19 protein-coding genes are annotated in these 21,325 nt (G+C 59.6%); 7 read left to right on the top strand and 12 right to left on the bottom strand.

Annotation, left to right across the window (positions count from 1 at the left end; translation table 11 throughout):
- The 11 genes from tssJ to tssA form a co-directional block, all read right to left on the bottom strand.
- The gene (gene tssJ, locus ACP7A2_RS17220) at window positions 1-486 is read right to left on the bottom strand and encodes a type VI secretion system lipoprotein TssJ (RefSeq protein ID WP_426135180.1); all 486 of its coding nucleotides are present in this window, start codon (window positions 484-486) and stop codon (window positions 1-3) included.
- A 5-nt stretch (window positions 487-491) separates the two neighbouring features.
- Entirely contained in the window at window positions 492-1,682 is a 1,191-nt protein-coding gene (gene tagH / locus ACP7A2_RS17215) for a type VI secretion system-associated FHA domain protein TagH (RefSeq protein ID WP_426135179.1), read from the bottom strand.
- A 17-nt stretch (window positions 1,683-1,699) separates the two neighbouring features.
- Window positions 1,700-1,831 carry a type VI secretion protein gene (locus tag ACP7A2_RS17210; protein ID WP_426135178.1) on the bottom strand — a complete coding sequence of 44 codons (132 nt, stop codon included), beginning with the start codon at window positions 1,829-1,831 and terminating at the stop codon, window positions 1,700-1,702.
- Window positions 1,832-1,914: 83 nt separating this feature from the next.
- Window positions 1,915-3,447, bottom strand: a complete 1,533-nt coding sequence (locus ACP7A2_RS17205) for a sigma 54-interacting transcriptional regulator (RefSeq protein ID WP_426135177.1) — start codon at window positions 3,445-3,447, stop codon at window positions 1,915-1,917.
- The gene (locus ACP7A2_RS17200) at window positions 3,444-5,879 is read right to left on the bottom strand and encodes an AAA family ATPase (protein WP_426135176.1); all 2,436 of its coding nucleotides are present in this window, start codon (window positions 5,877-5,879) and stop codon (window positions 3,444-3,446) included. The genes ACP7A2_RS17205 and ACP7A2_RS17200 overlap by 4 nt, the downstream gene beginning before the upstream one ends.
- A gap of 12 nt (window positions 5,880-5,891) precedes the next feature.
- A complete protein-coding gene (tssG, locus tag ACP7A2_RS17195; protein WP_426135175.1) occupies window positions 5,892-6,899 on the bottom strand; it encodes a type VI secretion system baseplate subunit TssG in 1,008 nt (335 codons plus the stop codon).
- A complete protein-coding gene (gene tssF, locus ACP7A2_RS17190) occupies window positions 6,863-8,650 on the bottom strand; it encodes a type VI secretion system baseplate subunit TssF (RefSeq protein WP_426135174.1) in 1,788 nt (595 codons plus the stop codon). The genes tssG and tssF overlap by 37 nt, the downstream gene beginning before the upstream one ends.
- Entirely contained in the window at window positions 8,640-9,041 is a 402-nt protein-coding gene (gene tssE / locus ACP7A2_RS17185) for a type VI secretion system baseplate subunit TssE (RefSeq protein ID WP_426135173.1), read from the bottom strand. The genes tssF and tssE overlap by 11 nt, the downstream gene beginning before the upstream one ends.
- 14 nt (window positions 9,042-9,055) lie before the next feature.
- Window positions 9,056-10,534 (bottom strand): type VI secretion system contractile sheath large subunit, encoded by a 1,479-nt coding sequence (gene tssC / locus ACP7A2_RS17180; RefSeq protein WP_375069605.1) that lies wholly within the window; start codon window positions 10,532-10,534, stop codon window positions 9,056-9,058.
- Between the two features lie 27 nt (window positions 10,535-10,561).
- Window positions 10,562-11,059, bottom strand: coding sequence for a type VI secretion system contractile sheath small subunit (gene tssB, locus ACP7A2_RS17175; RefSeq protein ID WP_348057786.1), 498 nt, complete (start codon window positions 11,057-11,059; stop codon window positions 10,562-10,564).
- 32 nt (window positions 11,060-11,091) lie between these two features.
- Window positions 11,092-12,645: a type VI secretion system protein TssA gene (tssA, locus tag ACP7A2_RS17170; RefSeq protein WP_426135208.1), complete on the bottom strand. Its 1,554-nt coding sequence runs from the start codon at window positions 12,643-12,645 to the stop codon at window positions 11,092-11,094.
- Between the two features lie 478 nt (window positions 12,646-13,123).
- On the opposite strand from tssA, the gene ACP7A2_RS17165 reads away from it, so the two are divergent.
- Window positions 13,124-13,639: an Hcp family type VI secretion system effector gene (locus tag ACP7A2_RS17165; RefSeq protein ID WP_078742905.1), complete on the top strand. Its 516-nt coding sequence runs from the start codon at window positions 13,124-13,126 to the stop codon at window positions 13,637-13,639.
- A gap of 56 nt (window positions 13,640-13,695) precedes the next feature.
- Here the strand turns inward: ACP7A2_RS17165 and ACP7A2_RS17160 are convergent, their stop codons facing one another.
- A complete protein-coding gene (locus tag ACP7A2_RS17160) occupies window positions 13,696-14,517 on the bottom strand; it encodes an aldo/keto reductase (RefSeq protein ID WP_426135172.1) in 822 nt (273 codons plus the stop codon).
- A 106-nt stretch (window positions 14,518-14,623) separates the two neighbouring features.
- On the opposite strand from ACP7A2_RS17160, the gene ACP7A2_RS17155 reads away from it, so the two are divergent.
- The 6 genes from ACP7A2_RS17155 (at window position 14,624) to ACP7A2_RS17130 (ending at window position 21,308) form a co-directional block, all read left to right on the top strand.
- The gene (locus ACP7A2_RS17155) at window positions 14,624-15,118 is read left to right on the top strand and encodes a DUF1543 domain-containing protein (protein WP_375069599.1); all 495 of its coding nucleotides are present in this window, start codon (window positions 14,624-14,626) and stop codon (window positions 15,116-15,118) included.
- Window positions 15,119-15,363: 245 nt separating this feature from the next.
- Window positions 15,364-15,645, top strand: coding sequence for a peptidylprolyl isomerase (locus ACP7A2_RS17150; protein WP_375069597.1), 282 nt, complete (start codon window positions 15,364-15,366; stop codon window positions 15,643-15,645).
- Window positions 15,646-15,774: 129 nt separating this feature from the next.
- Window positions 15,775-17,637, top strand: coding sequence for an extracellular solute-binding protein (locus ACP7A2_RS17145; RefSeq protein WP_426135171.1), 1,863 nt, complete (start codon window positions 15,775-15,777; stop codon window positions 17,635-17,637).
- Entirely contained in the window at window positions 17,637-18,698 is a 1,062-nt protein-coding gene (locus ACP7A2_RS17140) for a microcin C ABC transporter permease YejB (RefSeq protein WP_348062084.1), read from the top strand. The genes ACP7A2_RS17145 and ACP7A2_RS17140 overlap by 1 nt, the downstream gene beginning before the upstream one ends.
- Window positions 18,698-19,720 carry an ABC transporter permease gene (locus tag ACP7A2_RS17135; RefSeq protein WP_426135170.1) on the top strand — a complete coding sequence of 341 codons (1,023 nt, stop codon included), beginning with the start codon at window positions 18,698-18,700 and terminating at the stop codon, window positions 19,718-19,720. Before ACP7A2_RS17140 ends, ACP7A2_RS17135 begins: the two co-directional genes overlap by 1 nt.
- Before the next feature lie 10 nt (window positions 19,721-19,730).
- The gene (locus ACP7A2_RS17130; protein WP_426135169.1) at window positions 19,731-21,308 is read left to right on the top strand and encodes an ABC transporter ATP-binding protein; all 1,578 of its coding nucleotides are present in this window, start codon (window positions 19,731-19,733) and stop codon (window positions 21,306-21,308) included.
- Window positions 21,309-21,325: the final 17 nt, after the last annotated feature.

The raw sequence follows: 21,325 nt of genomic DNA, 5'->3' as shown, positions 1-21,325 counted from the left end.
TCACTCAGCCTCCCTGTCAGAACCGCTCGAGGCCGCACGAATACCGGCCTGGTCCAGCACCAGATCGGCACGGGTCAGTTGCTGCGCCGTGACGGGAACCACCCACCGCCATTGAACGTGGGGCAGGTCTCGATAGGCGGCGAGAACCCCTATGTAGCGAGTTTCAGGCTCCAGCCTGAGTTTCAGGGTTTGCTGTTCTCCAGGGCGCAGTTCAAGTTCAGCGCCTTTGACCCAGTCCTTGGGCATCGCTTGCTCGGCATGGCTGTAGAGGCTGAAGAAATCAGCATTCTCGAAGGCCACGGCATGTCGCAACTCAAGCAGATTCACCACCACCGGAGAGGGGCGACCGTTGAGGTCTGGGTTGACTTGCTCGCTGGCGGCCAGCGACAGGTCCAGTTTGGTCAGCGTGGAAAAAGGCGACACAGCGCTGCAACCGACCATCAGGCCAAGGCAGAGCAGTATTGATAAGCGCGCAACACGAAACATAAGCATCATCCTGAATAGTCGACGTGCAGGGTTGAGATCAGGCGTGCCTGCTCTTCGTAGGCCTTGGCGAAGTCGCCACACGACAGCTGATCAGAGCCCTGTTGATCCGCGATCAGGCGCTGGTAGTGACGCCGATACGCGCGCCAGTGCCCACCGTCGGTGGAAAATCGGGGCCGTTTGCCCTGAGAGTCGAAGCACATCAGCAAGTGACCCGGTGAGAAGGTGCTGCGTGCAGTGCGCAACGCGCTGCGACAGGCAGCCAGCAATGCCACCTGATGCACCTGAAGCTCCCGATGAACCTGTATCAAGGACCGCTCGGCAGAGAGTTGGCCCAACTCACCCGGCCCCAGCATTGCCGTCAACGCCGCGTGCGTGTCAGGGCAATCCTTCAAGGGGTTCCGGCTCTCGAGCAGGCTTTCGTCACGCCGCAGACTGAGTTCACTTTTAAGCTCATCACAGGTGCGCACGCTTTGCTGCAAGCCCTCGACACCGAGGCGAAGCAGGCGCGCCACCTTGATCGCCAGGACCTCGCGACCCGATGCTTCGAGGGCTTCCACGCCAATGCCGAGCGCCTCTGCAAACTGTGCCCAAAACGCTTCATCAACCGGCGGTGCTGTGCAGGCGGGTTGAGTCGAGAACGATTGCGGAGCGGGTTCAGCCCGTCGCGGAACCACCAGATGATCCCTCTCGACTGCGCTGTGACCCGTCCACGGTTCAGGCTCAGCAACGGCCTCCTCCAACGCCTCCAATTCGTGGGAGGAGGTCTCTCGCCGCTGTTCGCGATCAAACGAATCCAGGGGGTCCAGTGCCAGGAAGGCATCATCGGGAATCGATTCGCACGGGCCCACGACGCTCCCGCTGTCAGCCCCAAACGGTGCGATCAGTCGCGCGCGGATCGTTAACGTCCCCATTCGGAACTCGTCGCCGTCACTGATCTCCCGTGCCTGCCCTTTGCGCAGACGTTCAGCACTGCCTGCCACTGCGATACCGTTACTGCTGATATCGGTCAGGAAGTAGCGCCCCTCACGGTACGCGACCAACCCATGATGGCTGGAGAGCAAGCGACTGGGATCAGCAATCACCCAGTCACAGCCAGCGCCACGGCCAATGACACCGCCCGCACCGTCAAACGTTTTGCGGGCCGAGGGTATGGCACTACCGCCCTCGGCATCGCATGCCTCAAACACAAGTTGCATGGTCTGGCTCTCCTCGTTCACTGGCTACGCGTGACTGCCGCCGGCTCACCCAAAGGGCGGTAGTCGGCGTCATCAAACACATAGTTGGCGCTGCAGCCACTGAGCAAACACAGCACAAGCACGACGGCTTGCCACGGACGATCAGGCATCAGGTTTCTCCCACAGAAATAAAGCGGCCACACGCGATTCGGCGCAGTCGGCGGTAATGAAAGGCAACAGTCAAACGAGGCATTCAACATTCACCCCTGGCGTCGCCAAACGGGATGTTCAAGCGTGCAAGGCGATAGAGCAGCGTGCGACGAGCGACCCCGAGTTCACGCGCCGTTCGGGTGCGATTGCCGCGGTTCTTGTGCAGGCAATCGATCAGAAATACCCGTTCCACCCGTTCCATGCGCTGGCGCAGCGTCACATCGTCGGTGGCGCTTGCAGCTGGGGCGGGAGGCAGTGACAAGTGCGCCGGCAGAATCACGTCGTCGTCACACATCAGCACCGCCCTCTCCACCAGGCACTTGAGCTCGCGCACGTTGCCGGGGAAGGCGTGACTCGACAGTTGATCCAGTGCGGGGTTTGACCAGGCAACCGGCGCCCTGCCAAGCGCTGCGCAGGCCTTGTCTGCGAAATGCCGTGCCAGCTGCAACACGTCGCCGTCCCGCTCACGCAAGGCCGGCAGTTGAATGGGAAATTGTGCGAGCCGGTAGTAGAGGTCTTCGCGAAAGCTGCCCTCTGCCACCATCGCCGCCAGATCACGGTGGGTGGCGGCGATAATGCGCACGTCAACCTTATGGGCGGCACTGGCCCCCAAAGGGCGCACCTCACCCTCCTGCAACACCCGCAGCAACTTGGCTTGCAATGACAGCGGCATATCGCCGATTTCGTCCAGCAGCAACGTGCCGCCATCTGCGGCGTCAAACAGCCCCGCGTAATTGCGTTCGGCACCGGTGAACGCACCTTTGCGGTAGCCAAACAGCTCGCTTTCGAGCAGCCCTTCCGGGAACGCGGCGCAGTTCTGCACAACAAACGCCTGGGCTCCGCGCGGCCCGGCGGCGTGAATAGCACGCGCCACCACTTCTTTGCCGGTGCCGGTCTCGCCTCGCAGCAGCACGGTGTAAGGGGTGTGCAGGACCTTACCGATCAAGTGACAGGTTTGCTCCATCGCCGCACTGTTGCCGATCAAGCCATACGCGCCCGTCATCGGCGCACCACGCAGTGGTCGAGTGTCGCCTGGTGCAGGCTGCCGGCCCCGCAACATGAGCAACTGATTCAAGGCAAAACTGCCCAGCTGGCCCAGTGACGCCGCATAAACATGCAACTGCGCCGGACGCCGACTGGCGCAGAGCAGCACACCCGTAACCACCTTGTGACGGTTGAACAGCGGCACACTGAGCAAAGAGCACCAGGGTGCCCCGCTTGTCGGGAGAAAACCGGTGTCGTAGAGACTGTTTTTTACATCATCGAGACTGAGAGAACGCCCTTGCTCAAGGACGTAATGCAACACCTGTTCCTCATGTAAAGCACGACCTGAAGGCAGCGCTTTCGATGCCAGCGTCACCGGCAAGTGCTGGGCGACCAGATAAAGTCGGCCATCTGCCTCGTCACGCAGATACAACTGGCTGAGCTCGCACTGGCTCAGTTGAGCGGCGCCTGCGACGCACACGTCAGGCAGGGTTGTTTCATCACTGGCACATCCCAGGCGCATCAAGCAGTGCAACAGCTCATTCGCATAATCCAACGGGTCGCAAACATCGGTAAACAGACTGTTCGTCATTGGCTGAACTCGCAGGTGGGTTGGCCGTTGTCATCCAGCCCGGCGTGAGCCGAGGACAAGGTTTCGCCCGCAGCCATAGCGCTGAGCAGACGATCCACCATCTGTGGCAGCAAGTGCTGCTCGATCCATTGATCGATGTACCGCGCGCCGCTGTCGCCGTGCGCGCAACGTTCAGTCATGTGCGCAATCAGCTCGGGTGAATAGGTGAATGCCAGCTTGCGCCGATGCAGACGCTCACCGAGGCCTGCCAGTTTGAGCCTCGCAACGTCGTGCAGCACTTGCCCCTTCAGCGGGTAATACGGCACGACACGCATGCGAGCGAGCAATGCCGGTTTGAAATGAGCGCGCAGAACGGGGTGGATGGCCGCTTGCAATGCCTGGGCATCAGGTCGCTCGCCGTCTGCACATAACTCGCTGATGCTGTCGCTGCCCAGGTTGGAAGTCATCAACAGTAGGGTGTTGCGAAAATCGATTTCGCGGCCCTCACCGTCATTGGCGCGGCCTTTGTCAAACACCTGGTAAAACAGGTTCAACACCTCGGGATCGGCCTTCTCGACCTCGTCGAGCAATACCACTGAATAGGGCCGTTGACGCACGGCTTCCGTCAGGATCCCGCCCTCGCCGTAACCCACGTAGCCGGGTGGCGCACCGATCAATCGGGAAAGGGCGTGTTTTTCCTGGTATTCCGACATGTTGATCGTGGTGATAAACCGTTCGCCGCCGTACAAAAGATCGGCGAACGCGAGTGCCGTTTCTGTCTTGCCGACCCCACTGGGGCCCACCAGCAGGAACACCCCCACTGGCGCATCTGCCTTGTTGAGGCCCGCGGCGACCGCCCGCAAGGCACGATGAAGGGCTTGCACGGCCTGTTCCTGGCCCAGGATGCGTTCGCGCAGGGCGGCGGCAAAGCCGAGGATTTTTTCGCTGGGTTCAAGGGCTAATTGTTCGACGGGTATGCCGGTCCAGGCGCCGATAACCTGCGCCACCAACCGTGGGCACACCTCAAGGTCGCTGGAGCATGGCTCGCGTTCACGCCATGCTTGCTCCAGCGCGTGACGCTCGGGCTCCATCGCGTTCAATCGCAGGCTCAACGCCTGTAGCGCCGGTGCATCCACTGGCAACCCGGCATCCCTGTCGCGACTCAATGCCGTGTGTTGGCGCAGGCTTTCGGCCTGCTCTGCGCACAGCGCCTGCAGCGCCGCAGGTGGCATGGCCTGGCGCGTACGCACCCGTGCGCAAGCGGTGTCCAGCACGTCGACCGCCTTGTCCGGTAACTGGCGGCCGGCGAGGTAACGCGCACTCATATGTGCCGCTGCAACCACCGCATCGTCACGGACATAGACGCCGTGGTCCGCCTCATACACCGGCACCAGCCCACGCAGGATGGACACCGCCGCCTCGACACTTGGCTCATCGACGAGCACCGGCTGAAAGCGTCGCGCCAGCGCCGGGTCTTTTTCGATGTATTGCTTGTACTCCGACCAGGTGGTGGCCGCGATGGTGCGCAGTGCACCGCGCGCCAGGGCAGGCTTGAGCAGGTTTGCCGCGTCTGAACCGCCCGCCGTGCCTCCCGCGCCAACCAACGTATGGGCTTCGTCGATAAACAGGATCACTGCCTGGGGCGAGGCATTGACCTCATCGATCAGGCCTTTGAGGCGCCGTTCAAATTCCCCTTTGAGGCTGGCGCCCGCCTGCAACAGGCCCATATCCAGGGTCAGTACACGCACAGCCTTAAGGGGCTCGGGTACCTGCGAGGCGACGATTTTCAGTGCCAGGCCTTCGACGATCGCGGTTTTTCCCACGCCCGCCTCCCCGACCAGAATCGGGTTGTTCTTGCGCCGCCGCAGGAGAATATCAATCAGTTGCCGGATCTCACTGTCGCGGCACAGCACCGGATCGATCAAGCCTTCGCGGGCCTGTTGCGTCAGGTCATGGGTGAAACGCTGCAACAATGATTCTGTCGCCACGGGTTCACGTTCAGGTGCCAGGCTCGATACAAAATCACGTACCCGGCCTGCATCCAGGCGCTTCAATATTGCGTGAAACCCAGCGCCTGAGTACTCCAGCGGGTGACGCAACAACGCCAGCAACAGGGCTGCGTGATCAACAAACGGTTGCCCCAGCTCTACGTGAGCAACCATCAGCGCTTGTTGCAACCATTGCACCAACGCCTGGGCGAAGACCGGGTTGCGTGTTGCACTGTGCTCGCTGCGAGGTTGCAGTGCCGCTTGCAACTCGCCCATTTGCACACCGGCGTCCGCCAATGCCTTGGCCAACAGCCCATCCGGTTGCTCGAGCAACGTCAGCAGCAAATCTTCCACCAACACTTCACAGCCACCGCGCAGGACGCAGCGCTCAGACGAGCGCTCAAGATCGCGGCGTGCCTGGATCGTCAAGGTGCGTATCAGGTGTTGCAGGTCCACATTAATCATGATCATCGATCCCTAATGAAAGTTGCCAGCAAGCGTGACCACACCATCGGCGTGCTCGTGTTCCAACCAACTGGTCCAGCCCAGGCGACAGACATTGGCCGCGCCAATGTGCAACGCCCTGATCTCGCCCTCGGCCAACACCAGCCGTACGTCGTACTCCAATGGGTCCCGGGTGGTTAATCGCACCAGCGAGCACAGCGGCTGATAGCCCTCTCCCGTAGGCAGGAATTCGTGAAGGCGCTGCCAACTCAGTGCCAGGACGTGCACCCTGAACTTGCCGCTACGGTCGGCAACCCGCTGGCCCAACACCAGGTCCTGACCAAGTTCGCTGTTGGCGCGGCCCAGATCATTACGTTGCCAGGAGGCGACCTCCACCGTGCGCTCAACCCATTGCTCGATGAACAACAAGGGATGCTTGAAGTAGTACCGCAGCACGGTCTCGATCAACGCGGCCGAATGAGCCCTCAAGCTCAGCAGTCCCAAGTAGGGCAACAAGCGTTTGCAGTCCAGTTGCACGGCGCCACGTATCGCGGTGCCACCCAGGCCGATCAGCGCAAACATCTGCTCGGAAAACGCATCACGGGCGCCCGTTTGAAAGCGTGCGCGATAGCGGTATTTGCGCCAGATCGGCAACATCAGCCGTTGCAGGCGGTGGTGAAACACGTCGAGAAAATCACGGGTCGGATTGCCGCCTGGGTGCTCGGCAAATGCCTGTTCACCGTAAAACGCCGGCAGTGGCGATCCGGCCCCGAACAACCCCAGAATATTGAGCCGAAGACGCGCCCGCATTTGCCCACGCTCCACAAAAAATTCCACGCGATCAATATCGTGCGCAGCAAACCCCAGCCCTGGATTGGCCTGAAACTCCAGCTGGTCATACAGCGCGTCTTCATCCATCAGCGGGTGGGCCTCGCGCAATCGCTCCATCACCTGCAGTACGGCCTGAAACAGCGTGTGCTCGCGAATAACTCGGCACAACGGGTTCAAAGCAGGGGCTGTTGGCCCATCCGTGATGGCCATAGGTACACGTCTCCTTGTGTGCTGATGACTCGCAACTCGTGGTACGAATTGAGGCTGGCGTAGAGCGCAAAAAACTCATTGAGGACGCACGCGAACACAAACATGTCGCCCTGACCGAGAAACCCCTGCGGGTCGACGGTCAGGTCCACCCGCACACCGCGTATGGGCAACCCACGGTGCAGCCGGTCAACTGCCTGATGGCTGATCGAGCGCAAGGCATTGAGCCGGGTCTGGCTGATTTTTTGCGCTTGTCGATCGTGATAGCGAGGCAGGTCGTAAGTGTCGAGGATCACTTTCAACGCGTTGATGTCGGTCAACGACAAATAGTTGAGCGACATGTTGCTGATGAGCTTCCACAGAAAATCCTGATCCAGCGGCGGTGCAAAGCTCGCGGTAGGCACAGTGATATTGCGAAAGGTCAGTGACTCCGGCGCCTGCTCGCAGGGCTGGTCGATGTCGCCAGCTTTCAATTGCCTGGGCAGGTCGCCATTGGTACAGGTCAGTTCAATCGACAGGGTTTCCTGACCTGTGCCCTTGTGGCCGCCAAACCCCATCCAGGTATCGAGACCACCGTGTTGCAACGATGAGCGCTGGCGAATGCTGTAGCTGGGAGGCGCCGTTGACGGGTTGATATCGCAATCATGTTCAAAGGATTCAAACGCAACGTACGCTTGATAACCCAACCCTCCCGGGCGCCAGCCGGTGACGCTGTCCACGGAAAATACTCCCGCATTCCCCGGCTTATATTCCCCCGGCACCAGCAGGTACTCGTCCCTCTTTCCATCCAGGCGAATGGGCACTGCGTCATGCTTGAACAGATTGACGATGGGTGTGCAATACAACTTCACATTGTCCAGCGTCGGGCGTTGGGCCTTGTATCCCTCGGCCTGGAGTTCGAAGCGCAGCACCATGCCATGCACCTGCTGGAGCAGGTCATGGGGCAGTGTGTGCAACACATTCAGCCCCTCGACATCGACAAACAGGTATTTGTCGGGAAAGGCGAAGTACTCCTGCAGATGGCGATAGCCACGGAACGTATTCTGCGGATAGGGGATCAGTGCCTGCTCCTCCGAAAACCCCACCGGCCGGACCTGACCTGCCTGCAGGCGCACGCTCACGGGTTCCCCGCCGGCGCCGTGAATCGGCAAGCCATCACGGCCCAGCATCAGCAAGCGGATGCCGTCAAGATGCCGCAGCAGGCTGAGGTACAAACCCTGGCTGACGTAGCGGTCACCGGCCAGATGCAATCGCAAGGCGTCAAACGTCAGATCGGCAAAACTGCCTTCGGCACTCAGGCTCAGGCGCAGGTCGAGCCATGCCCCTTCGCCCTGGCTTATATAATCCAGGCCACTGAGTTGCAGCGGCATAACGTCGGTGGCGTAACAGGTCCGGAAACGACACCGTTCACCTTCAACCGCTGCACTTTCCACGGCGGTATCCCGGGCGACGCGAACCGTAGGCCCTGCGGTTTTCAAGGGATCAAATTGCAGAATGCTGAAAGCCGGTAGCGGCCGCATGTAGTTGGGCCAAAGCAAATGCATCAAGGAATGCGTCAACTCGGGCAACTCGTCGTCCAGTTTTTGGCGCAAGCGACCGGTCAGAAACGCAAACCCCTCCAGCAATCGCTCGACATCCGGGTCCTGCCCCGTTTGTGCGAGAAAGGGTGCCAACGCGGGGTTGCGCTCGGCGAAGCGCCGACCAAGTTGGCGCAGCGCGCTGAGCTCGCTCTGGAAGTAGCGATTAAAGCTCATCCGTACGCACCTCCACCCGCCCGGCATCCAACAGGTGCGCATGAAACACAACAGGCTGGGTAACACCGTCAACCATCAGCGCGGCTTCGATCGCAAAGGCCAGCGCCAAAGGTTCACCCACGCGCGGCGAAACGCTGACGCGCACATTCGCCAACCGCGGCTCGTAGGCCTGGATGAAACGTTCGATCAATACGCGCGATTGGGTCAGGCACTCATGCAGGCTCAGGCGCATGTCATTGAGGTCCGGCAAACCGTAGTCAGGCAGTGTCAGGACGCTGCCCGCGCGGGTACTGAGCATTTTCCCCAGGTGCGCGGCGACGGACGCCACGCTCCCGGCCTGGGTTGGCGCATCGCGATCGAGCCGTTCAAACAGGCTGTTGTTGAGGTGCATCCCCTGGCCTCTGCTCATTCTTTATCGAGCTTTCCAACCAGGGACAACGTGAAGTCTGCGCCCATGTATTTGAAATGCGGACGCACGCTCAAGTTAACCCGATACCAGCCTGGCTCTCCGTCAACGTCACTGACGACGATGCGCGCAGCCCGCAGGGGCCGGCGCCCACGCACTTCGGCGCTGGGGTTCTCTTGATCGGCAACATACTGGCGAATCCACTTGTTGAGCTCCAGCTCCAGGTCTGTGCGTTCTTTCCACGACCCCAACTGCTCGCGCTGCAATACCTTGAGGTAATGGGCCAGACGATTGACCACCATCATGTACGGCAGCTGGGTACCCAGACGGTAGTTGAGCTCGGCCGCCTTGCCCTCCTCGCTGATGCCGAAGGTCTTGGGTTTCTGCACGGAACTGGCGGAAAAGAACGCCGCGTTATCACTGCCCTTGCGCATGGTCAGGGCGATAAACCCCTCCTGCGCCAGCTCGTATTCGCGCCGGTCAGACACCAGGACCTCGGTCGGTATCTTGGTTTCGATCTCGCCCATGCTGTGGAAGTGATGCAAGGGCAGGTCTTCAACGGCGCCGCCGCTCTGTGGCCCGATGATGTTCGGGCACCAGCGAAACCGCGCGAAGCTGTCGGTCAGGCGAGTGGCAAACGCGTAGGCGGTGTTACCCCACAGGTAGTGTTCGTGGCTGTTGACCACGTTCTCCTGATAAGCAAAGGTTTTGACCGGGCACTCCAAAGGATCGTAAGGCGTTCGCAGTAAAAAGCGCGGCACCGTAAGGGCGATGTAACGCGCATCTTCGCTCTGGCGAAAGCTTTGCCATTTGGCAAACTGCGGCCCTTCGAAATGGTCCCGAAGGTCTTTGAGATCGGGTAAGCCGGTGAAGCTTTCCAAGCCGAAAAAGCTCGGCCCGGCAGCCGCGATAAAGGGCGCGTGAGCCATGCACGCAACGCTGGAAGCGTATTGCATCAGCTTCACGTCAGGTGCACTGGGTGACAGGAAATAATTGGCGATGATGGCGCCTACAGGCTGACCACCAAACTGACCGTATTCGGCACTGTAGATATGCTTGTAGAGCCCCGACTGAGTGATTTCGGGAGAATCTTCGAAATCATCCAGCAGGTCCTGCCGTGAGACATTTAGCAGCTCGATCTTGATGTTTTCGCGAAAATTGGTCCGGTCCACCAGCAATTGCAAGCCCTTCCAGGCCGACTCCACTGCCTGAAACTCCGGGTGATGAAGAATCTCGTCCATTTGCTGGCTGAGCTTGGTGTCGATCTCGGCAATCATCCGGTCGACCAGGCGTTTCTTCACCGGCTCCGCACGGTTATGCGGCTTGACCAGTTCCTCGATAAACGCCGAGACGCCGCGCTTGGCGATGCTGTACGCCTCATCGTCGGCATTCAGCAATGTCTGGGCGATGATATTGTCGAGGATGCTGTACTCACCCTCTGTATGTGCGGGCTGCGGGGTGTGCTGGGTAATCGTCATGGTGTCAGTGTCCTTTTACTGAAAGGTTCAGGCGGTGGGGCTGCTCAATCCCAGCTCGGCGAGTACACGCGCACGAGAGGTGTCATCGGCCAGCGCCTGCTCAATGGCTTTGCGAAAGCTCGGGGTATTACCCAGAGGTCCCTTCAGCGCCATCAATGCCTCACGCAACGCCATCAACTTTTGCAATTCGGGTACTTGCTCGACCAGATTGGCGGGGTTGAAATCTTTCATTGAATTGATACGGACCTGGATGGCCAATTCCTCGACGTCGGCATGTTCCTGCAAGCGATTGGGTACGCTTAACGTCAAGCTCAACGCCTGCTTGGCCAACACGTCATCAAGGGTGTTTTTGTCGATACCAATGGGTTTTCGATCCTCAAGCTTGCGCGGGTCTTCACGCCCGCAAAAGTCACCCAGAACCAGCAACTTCAGTGGCAGCTCCACTTCCTCCTGCACGCCGCCGGTGGCGGGCTTGAAGGTGATATTGATACGTTCCTTGGGTGCAACCGAACCGTCTTTGGCCATGGTATTTCTCCTTTTTTAGTGGGCTCGAAGGCCTATTCAAGTACTGCTTCCAGATCGAAGTGGCACAACCTGCGATGGGTGACTTCCCGGCGTTCGCGCACGGCGTGGTCTTGCGGCAAAAGGTCATAACAGCGGTACAAGAGCCGGGTGACCTGAAAAGCCAGGTCGGGCTCCCAGCGGTCCAGGCCTGCGTGCTGCAATTCAAGGTCAAGCTGTTCAAGCTGAATTTTGCCCAGCTCATGTTTGCCGGCACGCACGCATAACCTGGCGAGCGCCAGGCGCCAGTGAAATCGGGCACGCTCTCCGCGCGCCGCCTGCAGGCCAAGCTTGAGCGTGGCAACCGCGGCCTTGAGCCCGTCCTGGCGCAGGCTGAACATCACCTCTTGCAAGGCAACCTCCCAGGGCTCGGCACTCGCATCGGTCACGACGCTGGCAGGTTCGGCTTTAGGCAGGTGGCGAGCCACATGCAGCGCTATCCAGTCACAGGTCGCGGGGTCGGCAAAGGGCGTGCCGTCGTCAAACCTGAACTCAGGCAAGCTGGGCAGGCGCTGCAACAACAGGGCGAAATTCATTTCCAGTTCGGTCATGGCCAGCTGTGCGTGCAGGGCCTCGAGGCATTCCCAGACCATGCGCAAGCCGTCAAACCAGAACAAGGCACCGCTCACGCTGACCTCAAGTTCAAGTAACAGGTCGGCGTACTGTCCCTGGATAAAACGTGCCTGGTAACGCTTGAGCTTGTCTGGCGCAAGAGCACGCAGTGCCGTTATCCGCTCGCTGTTGGCGTCCGGATAGTTGATGAGTGTGAGCCACGCCAGCGTTCGGCTCAGGCGCAATGCACGCAGGTCAGTCGCGCTCTGGCGCAGCCACCAGGCACACAAGGGACGGGCTTGCTCCTGCAACGCACGCACTGATTTTTGGGCGTCTTTTTCGTTATTGATCGGCTGCTCAGGCTTGAGCAGTTGCGTAGTGACCTGCTTGACCTGAGCGATAACGCCAGCAACACCTGCAGGTTCAGAAACGGCTTGGGTGGCCAGTGCCAAACGTTCCGACAACTGCCGGCGAATCGGTAACAAAAGAGGCGCTTCGTCCCCCAGACGCTTACCCCAAAGTTCATCCAGGCACACGATGCGTTCCAGGAGTGCCTGGAATACGGGTAATTGATCGGTCAACGAAATGTTTTGCACAAACAGCTGGTCAAGCCGCAACACCAACCAACCAAAGGCCGCGCATCGGGTACGCGACTTGATCGGGTAAACGCTTGCCCAATGATGCTCACACAGTTCCAGCAACAGACCGAGGCCTGCCAGCAACCCCGAAAATGAATCACGCTGGTGCAAGGCCCAGGTCAACCAGACGGCAACCCGAAGATCCTTGGAGTGTTCGCGCAGCAGTCGCTCGCTGATATCGCTGACCTTTTGCCAATCCGGCAGACTGGCACCATGAATCGATTGTGCCTTGCACAGTTCGGCTTCCAGCGTTTCGTATTCGATAGAAAAGCGCATATCACAGCCGGCAAACTCCGTTGTCGAACAAGGATGCCGGGCAAGTTCAAGGTAATAAGCGCAAAGCTTGTCTGAATACACCATTGTGGACCGCACATAACTATGCAAGACGGAGACGGCCAACTTAGCGCAATACAATGACGCATCAGAATGCCATTTAATATTCGCTCGGCCTGCAGCGAAGTTAGCGAACCTTAGCCACTTGAAAAGTTTTGAGCAAGGGCGGCAACCGCACTTAAGTAATTTCCTACAAGCCACGCGAATCAAGGCCTGCGCAGATATCTGCACAGGTTATTTTCTGAGAATCACCCTATTCACTCGTCCAACGATATCAATCACCCGCGAAATCCGCATGAGCAACTAACTGCGCACACTTGTGCAACGCACAACACAAAAAATCTTCTAAAATCGGGTTATCCTATAAACATATAATCCAATAAAACCCCACCTCCCTTATTTCATTGGCTTTCGATATTTCAGGCACGCTTCTTGTTATAGGTCATTGCCCACCCGGTATATTCGCCGTGGGGGCTACCTACTTATTCAGGCAAGGAAACCAATAATGCCAACACCCGCGTACCTCTCAATCACCGGCGTCAAACAAGGTTTAATTACGGCAGGTACTTTTACCCAGGACTCAGTAGGCAACATTTATCAGGAAGGTCACGAGGACCAGATCCTCGTGCAGGCGTTTGCGCATCAGGTGATCATCCCCCGCGACCCACAGTCGGGCCAGCCCACCGGCCAACGGGTTCATAAACCCCTGATGATCAGCAAGGTGTTCGATAAATCCTCACCGTTGCTGTTCAGCGCGCTGACCTCGGGCGAAGAAGTGTCGTGCCGGCTGGAATGGTTGCGCACTTCTTCTGCCGGCACTCAGGAGCACTACTTCACCATTGAGCTGGAGGGCGCGACCATCGTGGACATTCAATCGCGCATGCCCAACTGCCAGGACCCGGACAACGCCCACTTCACCCATCTGGAGGATGTGTATTTCACGTATCGCAAGATCATCTGGACCCACGAAGTGGCTGGCACTTCCGGCTCGGATGACTGGCGCAGCCCGGTAGCCGGTTAAGGTCAAAACCGGCAGGGACGGTCGCCAGGGACGGCGCCGTGCCTGCCGGGTTGCGGCTAGACCATCGCCAGCGGGTGCTTGCGTTTGGGCGCGCCAAAGACGCGGTCAATGGCCTCCAGGTCGTGCTCATCCAGTACGAGGTTTGCCGCGCGGGCATTGAGCCGCACGTGTTCAGGTGTGACAGCCTTGGGAATCGCGATCACGCCGTCCTGGCGCAGGACCCAGGCGAGAGACACTTGCGCAGGCGTGACGTCATGGCGATGGGCGATCTGCTTGAGCGTGGGGCTGGCCAACAGCTCACCGCCCTGTGCAATCGGGCAGTAAGCCATCAAGGGCAAATGATGCTGTTGCCACCAGGGCAACAGGTCGAATTCGATACCGCGCTCTTCGATGTTGTAGAGCACTTGGTTGGTGGCGCACACGGGGGACGCGAGTTCCTGCAGGTCTGCCACATCAAAATTGGAGACACCCCAACGGCCGATTTTGCCGGCTTCACGCAGACGTTCGAACGCTTCAACAGTTTCTTCAAGCGGGTACTGGCCGCGCCAGTGCAGCAGGTACAAATCAATGAAGTCCGTGCCCAGTCGCTGCAGGCTGGCGTCGCAGGCGCGTGGTACACCTTTGTGGCTGGCGTTGTGCGGGTAAACCTTGCTCACCAGAAAAACCTGGTCGCGCTTACCGCGAATGGCCTCGCCGACGATTTCTTCCGCGCCGCCTTCACCGTACATTTCAGCGGTATCGATCAGGGTCATGCCCTCGTCGATGCCGAGTTGCAACGCTGCCACTTCGGCGCGGCGATGGTCCGGGTTTTCGCCCATGCGCCAGGTCCCTTGGCCGATGACAGGGACGGGAACGCCGGCCAGATCAATGGTACGCATGACAATCTCCTGATGAATTGGCGGATTAACAGTGTGGCACTGACCGGACAAAAGGGTTCAATCGAAGTATGGTTAGCCCCTGCCAAGTCACGGGGAAGCACCTGCAATGCTGTTTGTCGTCATGCTCGGGGGCAAGCACCCACGGGCCAAAATTGAAGTTCACGATGTGGTGTTTGCTGTGGCGGATACGCTGCAGGGCACTTATTCACAATTGCGCGACGGTTGGTTTGGCAGCCCCAAGGGTGTGCACATCGATTCGTGGATGATGGTCGATGGCGTCGACGGCTGGAAAGTCGAACTCAGCCCTCTGGCGCCCCAGGCCGGCGCGCATCACCTGTACTTCATCAACCTGGGCGGTTATGAGGCCAACGCTTTTGGCGAGGCGCACCATTACCTGCTGGTGGTGGCCCGCACTGCGCGCGAAGCCATGAACCTGGGCAAGCAGCAGATGCTGCGTCAGTGGTCCCAGCCGCATACAGACGCTGTGATGGATATCGACGATTGCCTGCCCATCGATTTGGTAGACGGTCGTTATATCCATTTGGTACAGGGCCCTCACCGGCCGATAGTCCAGCAGAACGACTATATCGTGCTGGCCTGAACCCTTCCCGAACGGCGCTTGCTGGACATCTCACCGGAAACGCGCCCAAGGCATTGCAAGATTTTAAACCCCAAGCGGGCGATCAATTCTCAGGCTGGACTGTTTGCGCTGTTTATAGGTTGGCTGACTCGCAGCGGCGCCATGGCCCGCTCTTGAACCGCTCAAGCAATCGGCGGGAACTTTGCCAGGAAATAACCACCTGAATCGGGTAGGCTCACCCTTTTTAATTCAAGGAGTTACTCACCATGGCAAAAGCCACCGCCCGTCATATCCTCGTTTCCACTGAAGACAAGTGCAACGAACTGAAGACCCAGATCGAAGGCGGCGCTGATTTCGCAGAAATCGCCAAAGCCAATTCCAGCTGCCCATCCAGCCGCCAAGGCGGTGACCTGGGTTCGTTCGGTCCAGGCCAGATGGTTAAAGAATTCGATACCGTCGTGTTCAGCGCCCCGGTCAATACCGTGCAAGGCCCGGTGAAGACCCAATTCGGTTACCACCTGCTGGAAGTCACCAGCCGCCAGGACTGATCCTGTCTGCGCTGATGCTATAAACAACGGCCCGCCTTTTGGCGGGCCGTTGTGCATGTGGTGACTGGCGAGGCAGATGACGTTAACGTACAGGTCCTTATTTTCTCTACCCGGCGCTCAAGGCTGATAATGCGATTGGCTTTTTTCACACCACTGCTCTGCACTGCGCTGGCCCTGCTCTTGGCCAGCTCGGCCGTGATCGCGGCCCCGCAGCCCTACCTCACGGTATACGGCGAACCGGCCAAGTACCCCGCCGGCTTCACTCATTTTGAATACGCCAACCCCGATGCGCCCAAAGGCGGCAGCCTGAAGCGTTCGGCCATCGAGATCGGGCGTTTCGACCATGTACTGCCCTATATCGATAAAGGCATTGGCGTTTCCCAAATTGACGGCTGGCTGTATGCGCCGCTGGCCCAGCGTTCCCTCGACGAGCCCTATACGGTCTACGGCCTGGTCGCCGAGAAGATGGAGCGCGCCGATGATGGCCTGTCGCTGCGCTTCTACCTGAACCCCAAGGCACGCTTTGCCGACGGCACGCCCATCACCGCCGAAGATGTGCGCTACAGCTTCGACCTGCTGATGACCCAGGGCAGCTTGCGCTTTCGCACCCTGTTTGCTGACGTCAAACACGTCGAAGTCGAAGGCGAGCGACAGGTGCGTTTCGATTTTTCCAGCAACGAAAACCGTACCCTGCCCCTGGATATTGCCACCTTGCCGGTGTTTCCCGAGCATTGGTGGAAGACCCGCGATTTTGCCAATGGTGGCGGCTACGAAGCCCCGCTGGGCAGCGGCCCGTACAAGGTCAGCAAGATCGACGCAGGCAACACCATTACCTTCACCCGCGACCCGAACTGGTGGGGCAAGGACTTGCCGGTCAGCCGTGGCCTGTACAACTTCGATCACCTGAGCCTTGAGTATTTCGGCGACACCGAAGTGGCGCGCCAGGTGCTGCGCGGCGGCGCCTATGACTTCAACCGTGAGTTCTCGGCCACCGGTTATTCCATCGGCTACAACGGTCCGGCCCTCGACGATGGCCGACTGCAACGCGCGCACCTGGCCAAAGAGATGCCGCAACCGGCCCAGGGCTATGTGTTCAACGTGCAAAAACCGATGTTCAAGGACCGCCGCGTGCGCCAGGCCCTGGCGATGCTGTGGGATTTCGAATGGGCCAACCGGCAGATGATGCGCAACCTGTACATCCGCCAGCAGAGCTACTTCTCCAATAGCCCGCTGGCCGCCAGCCAGTTGCCGACAAAGGAGGAGCTGGAGATTCTTGAACCGCTGCGCGGCCAAGTGCCCGACGAAGTGTTCACCCAGGTTTTCAAGGCACCGGTCACCGATGGCAGCGGCATGATTCGCGACAAACAGTTGCAAGCCCTGGCCCTGCTCGAAGAAGCCGGCTGGAAACCCAAAGGCGACAAACTGGTGAACGCCGAAGGTGAGCCGCTTGAGTTCACCTTCCTTAATACGCAGCCCGGCATGGAGCGTCTGTTGTTGCCGTACAAACGCAACCTGGCGCAAATCGGCATTACCCTGAACATCCGCCGTATTGATTCGTCGCAATACGTGAACCGGCTGATGACGCGCGATTACGACATGATCGTCATCGGCTTTCCCGTGACCACGTCACCCGGCCTGGAGCTGTACAACTATTTTGGTTCGAGCGCCGCGTTCGACCCGGGCGCCAACAACTACATGGTGCTCAAGGACCCGGCCGTCGACAGCCTGATCAAAGGCCTGGTCAAGGCCAATAACCAGGCGCAGATGCTCACCTACGCTCACGCTCTGGACCGGGTGCTGCAATGGAGTTACCTGTGGATCCCCAACTACTACCCGCCCGGCACGTCCGCCGCATGGTGGAACCGCTTCGGCCGACCGGCCATCGAAGCGAAAAACGATGAAGCCCTGGAAACCTGGTGGGAAATCAGCCCCACGCCACTGACGAATGAACAAATGACAGCCGAGTTGAAAAAACGCGGAGGTGCGCGCTGATGTTCGCCTATATCGTGCGGCGCCTGCTGCTGATTATTCCGACGCTAGTGATCATCCTGTTGGTGAATTTTGTGATCGTGCAGGCCGCGCCCGGTGGGCCGGTTGAACAGGCCATCGCCCACCTGCAAGGCATTGGCGGCGGCAACGTCGGTGGTTCGTCCGGCGAAGGCGTCAGCAGCGGCTCGCGCGCCAGCCGTGGTCTGGACCCCAAGCTGATCAAAGACATCGAAAAACAATACGGTTTCGACAAGCCCGCCCCGGAACGCCTGTGGCTGATGCTCAAGAGCTACGCCAGGCTGGATTTTGGTAACAGCTTCTTTCGCGGCTCGACGGTCATCGACCTGATCCTGGAAAAGATGCCGGTGACCATTTCGCTGGGCCTGTGGGCCACGTTGATCACCTACCTGGTGTCGATCCCCCTGGGCATTCGCAAGGCGGTGCGCCACGGCAGCAGCTTTGATGTCTGGAGCAGTACGGCGATCGTGATCGGTTATGCGATGCCCGCGTTCCTGTTCGCGATGTTCCTGATTGTGGTGTTTGCCGGCGGCACGTCGCTGAACTGGTTTCCAGTGCGCGGGTTGGTGTCGGAGAACTTTGAGGAACTGAGCACCGTCGGCAAGATTGCCGATTATTTCTGGCACTTGGTATTGCCTGTCACGGCGCTGGTGATCGGCGGGTTTGCGACCTTGACCATCCTCACCAAAAACTCCTTCCTGAATGAAATCACCCGCCAATACGTGGTCACCGCCCGTGCCAAAGGCTTGAGCGAGCGTCGCGTGCTGTATGGCCATGTGTTTCGCAACGCAATGTTGCTGGTAATTTCGGGGATTCCCCAGGCGTTTATCAGCGTGTTCTTCGCTGGCTCCTTGCTGATAGAAGTGATCTTCTCCCTCGATGGCCTGGGCCGCATGAGCTACGAAGCGGCGGTGTCCCGAGACTACCCGGTGGTGTTTGGCTCACTGTTTATCTTCACCCTGTTCGGCCTCTTGATAAAACTCATCGGCGACCTCTGCTACACCCTGGTGGACCCGCGTATCGATTTTGCCGCGAGGAACGCCTGATGCTTAATCTGTCTCCGGTAGCCCGTCGGCGTTTTGAACGGTTCAAAAAGAATCGGCGTGGCTGGTGGTCGCTGTGGCTGTTTATCGGCCTGTTTATCCTGACCCTTGGCGGCGAGTTGATTGCCAATGACAAGCCCTTGGTGCTGAGCTTCAAGAACGAGCTGTATTTCCCGGTGTTCAAGCGCTACACCGAGCAGGAATTCGGCGGGCAGTTGCCGTTCCAGGCCGACTACCGCAGTGACTATGTGCAAAAGCTGATCAAACAGGACGGCGGCTGGATGCTGTTCCCGCCGATACCGTTCAGCGACGACACACCCAATTACGAACTGAGCCGCCCTGCCCCCAGCCCGCCCTCATCGGTGAACTGGCTGGGCACCGACGACCAGTCGCGGGATGTGTTGGCGCGGGTGATCTTTGGTGCGCGGGTGTCGATCCTGTTTGCCCTGGCCCTGACCGCCATCAGTGCAGCCATCGGCATTGCCGCCGGGGCGTTGCAGGGTTACTACGGCGGCTGGGTCGATTTGCTTGGCCAGCGCATTCTGGAAGTGTGGTCGGGGCTGCCGGTGCTGTACCTGCTGATCATCCTGTCGGGTTTTGTAGAGCCGAACTTCTGGTGGCTGCTGGGCATCATGGCGCTGTTTTCCTGGCTGGCGCTGGTGGACGTGGTACGCGCCGAGTTCCTGCGCGGGCGCAACCTGGAATACGTCAAGGCTGCGCGAGCGCTGGGTTTGAGCGATGGCAAAATCATCCGCCGGCATATCCTGCCCAACGCCATGACCGCCACCTTGAGCTACCTGCCGTTTATTTTGACCGGCGCAATTTCGACATTGAGCGCCCTGGATTTTCTCGGGTTTGGCATGCCCGCCGGCAGCGCGTCGCTGGGCGAACTGATCGCCCAGGGCAAGCAGAACCTGCAGGCACCGTGGCTCGGCCTGACGGCGTTTTTCACCCTGGCGCTGATTCTGTCGCTGCTGGTATTTATCGGCGAGGCGTTGCGCGACGCCTTCGACCCACGGTCATGAGTGAATCCCTATGAGCGACAACCTGATCGAGATCCGCGACCTCAGCGTCGCCTTCAACGGCCAGACCGTGGTGCGAGACCTGTGCCTGGATGTGCGCGCCGGAGAATGCCTGGCGCTGGTCGGCGAGTCGGGCTCGGGCAAGTCGGTGACGGCGCATTCGATCCTGCAATTGCTGCCTGAGGCCGGCACCGAAACCAAAGGTTCGATCCGCTATCGCGGCCAGGAAATGGTCGGCGCCTCCACCGGCACCTTGCAGAAACTGCGTGGCAACCGCATTGCGATGATTTTTCAGGAGCCGATGACCTCGCTCAACCCGCTGCACAGCATCGAAAAGCAGATTGGCGAAACCCTGCTGGTGCACAAGGGCCTGGGCGGCAAAGCGGCGCAGGCGCGCATCCTCGAACTGCTCGAACTGGTGGGCATTCAAAAACCCCGGGAGCGGCTCAAGGCTTACCCGCATCAGTTGTCCGGTGGCCAGCGCCAACGGGTGATGATCGCCATGGCCCTGGCCTGTGAGCCGGAATTGCTGATCGCCGACGAACCTACCACCGCGCTGGATGTGACGGTGCAGCGCAAGATCCTGCTGCTGCTCAAGTCTCTGCAAAAGCGCCTGGGCATGTCACTGCTGTTGATCAGCCATGACTTGAATCTGGTACGCAGCATTGCCCAACGCGTCTGCGTGATGCGCGCCGGGGAAATTGTCGAGCAGGCTGACTGCCAGGCTTTGTTCAACGCGCCGCAGCATCCCTACAGCCGCTTGCTGCTGGACGCGGAACCGGCGGGTGAGCCGTTGTGCAGTGACGCACGCGGGACGGTGCTGCAGGTTGACGACCTGACCGTGCAATTCCCGCTCAGTGGCGGCCTGTTCACGCGTAAAACCTGGTTGCGGGCCGTGGACGGCATCAGCCTCAGCGTACAGCGTGGCAAAACCCTGGGGATTGTCGGCGAGTCCGGTTCGGGTAAATCCACGCTGGGCCAGGCGATCCTGCGCTTGCTGGATTCCACTGGCAGCATCCGCTTTCAGGGCGAGGCGCTCGACCCGCTGACTCACCAGCAAATGCGCCCGTGGCGCAAGCAGATGCAGGTAGTGTTCCAGGACCCGTTCGGCAGCCTCAGCCCGCGCATGAGCGTGGAACAGATCATCAGCGAAGGCCTGGAAGTGCACGCGCCGTGCAGCCTGGCCGAGCGTGATGCGCAGGTGGTTCAGGTGCTCAAGGACGTCGGCCTCGACCCCGACAGCCGCCACCGTTACCCCCACGAGTTTTCCGGCGGCCAGCGCCAACGCATTGCGATCGCCCGCGCGCTGGTGCTCAAGCCGGCGCTGATGCTGCTGGATGAACCCACCTCCGCGCTGGACCGCACGGTGCAGAAACAAGTGGTGGCGCTGCTGCGCGAACTGCAGGAAAAGTATGGCCTGACCTACCTGTTTATCAGCCACGACCTGGCCGTGGTGCGTGCCATGGCCCACGACATGATCGTGATCAAGGACGGCAAGGTGGTGGAGCGCGGCGCCAGCCATGATGTGTTTGAAGCACCGCAGCATGCCTACACCAAAGAGCTTTTGGCAGCGGCGCATATGCCTATGTAGGCGCGTTCCATTGTGGA

The organism is Pseudomonas sp. PWP3-1b2 (assembly GCF_049896045.1).
Lineage (GTDB): Bacteria > Pseudomonadota > Gammaproteobacteria > Pseudomonadales > Pseudomonadaceae > Aquipseudomonas > Aquipseudomonas antarctica_B.
This window is presented reverse-complemented; position numbering and strand designations above follow the sequence as displayed.

Bases quoted from the DNA above. Each gene is read 5' to 3' on its own strand.
- tagH (WP_426135179.1), bottom strand. From the start codon at position 1,682: ATGCAACTTGTGTTTGAGGCATGCGATGCCGAGGGCGGTAGTGCCATA.
- tssB (WP_348057786.1), bottom strand. From the start codon at position 11,059: ATGGCCAAAGACGGTTCGGTTGCACCCAAGGAACGTATCAATATCACC.
- tssG (WP_426135175.1), bottom strand. From the start codon at position 6,899: ATGGCCATCACGGATGGGCCAACAGCCCCTGCTTTGAACCCGTTGTGC.
- ACP7A2_RS17155 (WP_375069599.1), top strand. From the start codon at position 14,624: ATGCTGTTTGTCGTCATGCTCGGGGGCAAGCACCCACGGGCCAAAATT.
- tssJ (WP_426135180.1), bottom strand. From the start codon at position 486: ATGTTTCGTGTTGCGCGCTTATCAATACTGCTCTGCCTTGGCCTGATG.
- ACP7A2_RS17130 (WP_426135169.1), top strand. From the start codon at position 19,731: ATGAGCGACAACCTGATCGAGATCCGCGACCTCAGCGTCGCCTTCAAC.
- ACP7A2_RS17165 (WP_078742905.1), top strand. From the start codon at position 13,124: ATGCCAACACCCGCGTACCTCTCAATCACCGGCGTCAAACAAGGTTTA.
- tssF (WP_426135174.1), bottom strand. From the start codon at position 8,650: ATGAGCTTTAATCGCTACTTCCAGAGCGAGCTCAGCGCGCTGCGCCAA.
- tssA (WP_426135208.1), bottom strand. From the start codon at position 12,645: ATGGTGTATTCAGACAAGCTTTGCGCTTATTACCTTGAACTTGCCCGG.
- ACP7A2_RS17135 (WP_426135170.1), top strand. From the start codon at position 18,698: ATGCTTAATCTGTCTCCGGTAGCCCGTCGGCGTTTTGAACGGTTCAAA.
- ACP7A2_RS17210 (WP_426135178.1), bottom strand. From the start codon at position 1,831: ATGCCTGATCGTCCGTGGCAAGCCGTCGTGCTTGTGCTGTGTTTGCTC.
- ACP7A2_RS17205 (WP_426135177.1), bottom strand. From the start codon at position 3,447: ATGACGAACAGTCTGTTTACCGATGTTTGCGACCCGTTGGATTATGCG.
- ACP7A2_RS17200 (WP_426135176.1), bottom strand. From the start codon at position 5,879: ATGATTAATGTGGACCTGCAACACCTGATACGCACCTTGACGATCCAG.
- ACP7A2_RS17145 (WP_426135171.1), top strand. From the start codon at position 15,775: ATGCGATTGGCTTTTTTCACACCACTGCTCTGCACTGCGCTGGCCCTG.
- ACP7A2_RS17140 (WP_348062084.1), top strand. From the start codon at position 17,637: ATGTTCGCCTATATCGTGCGGCGCCTGCTGCTGATTATTCCGACGCTA.
- ACP7A2_RS17160 (WP_426135172.1), bottom strand. From the start codon at position 14,517: ATGCGTACCATTGATCTGGCCGGCGTTCCCGTCCCTGTCATCGGCCAA.
- tssC (WP_375069605.1), bottom strand. From the start codon at position 10,534: ATGACGATTACCCAGCACACCCCGCAGCCCGCACATACAGAGGGTGAG.
- tssE (WP_426135173.1), bottom strand. From the start codon at position 9,041: ATGCACCTCAACAACAGCCTGTTTGAACGGCTCGATCGCGATGCGCCA.
- ACP7A2_RS17150 (WP_375069597.1), top strand. From the start codon at position 15,364: ATGGCAAAAGCCACCGCCCGTCATATCCTCGTTTCCACTGAAGACAAG.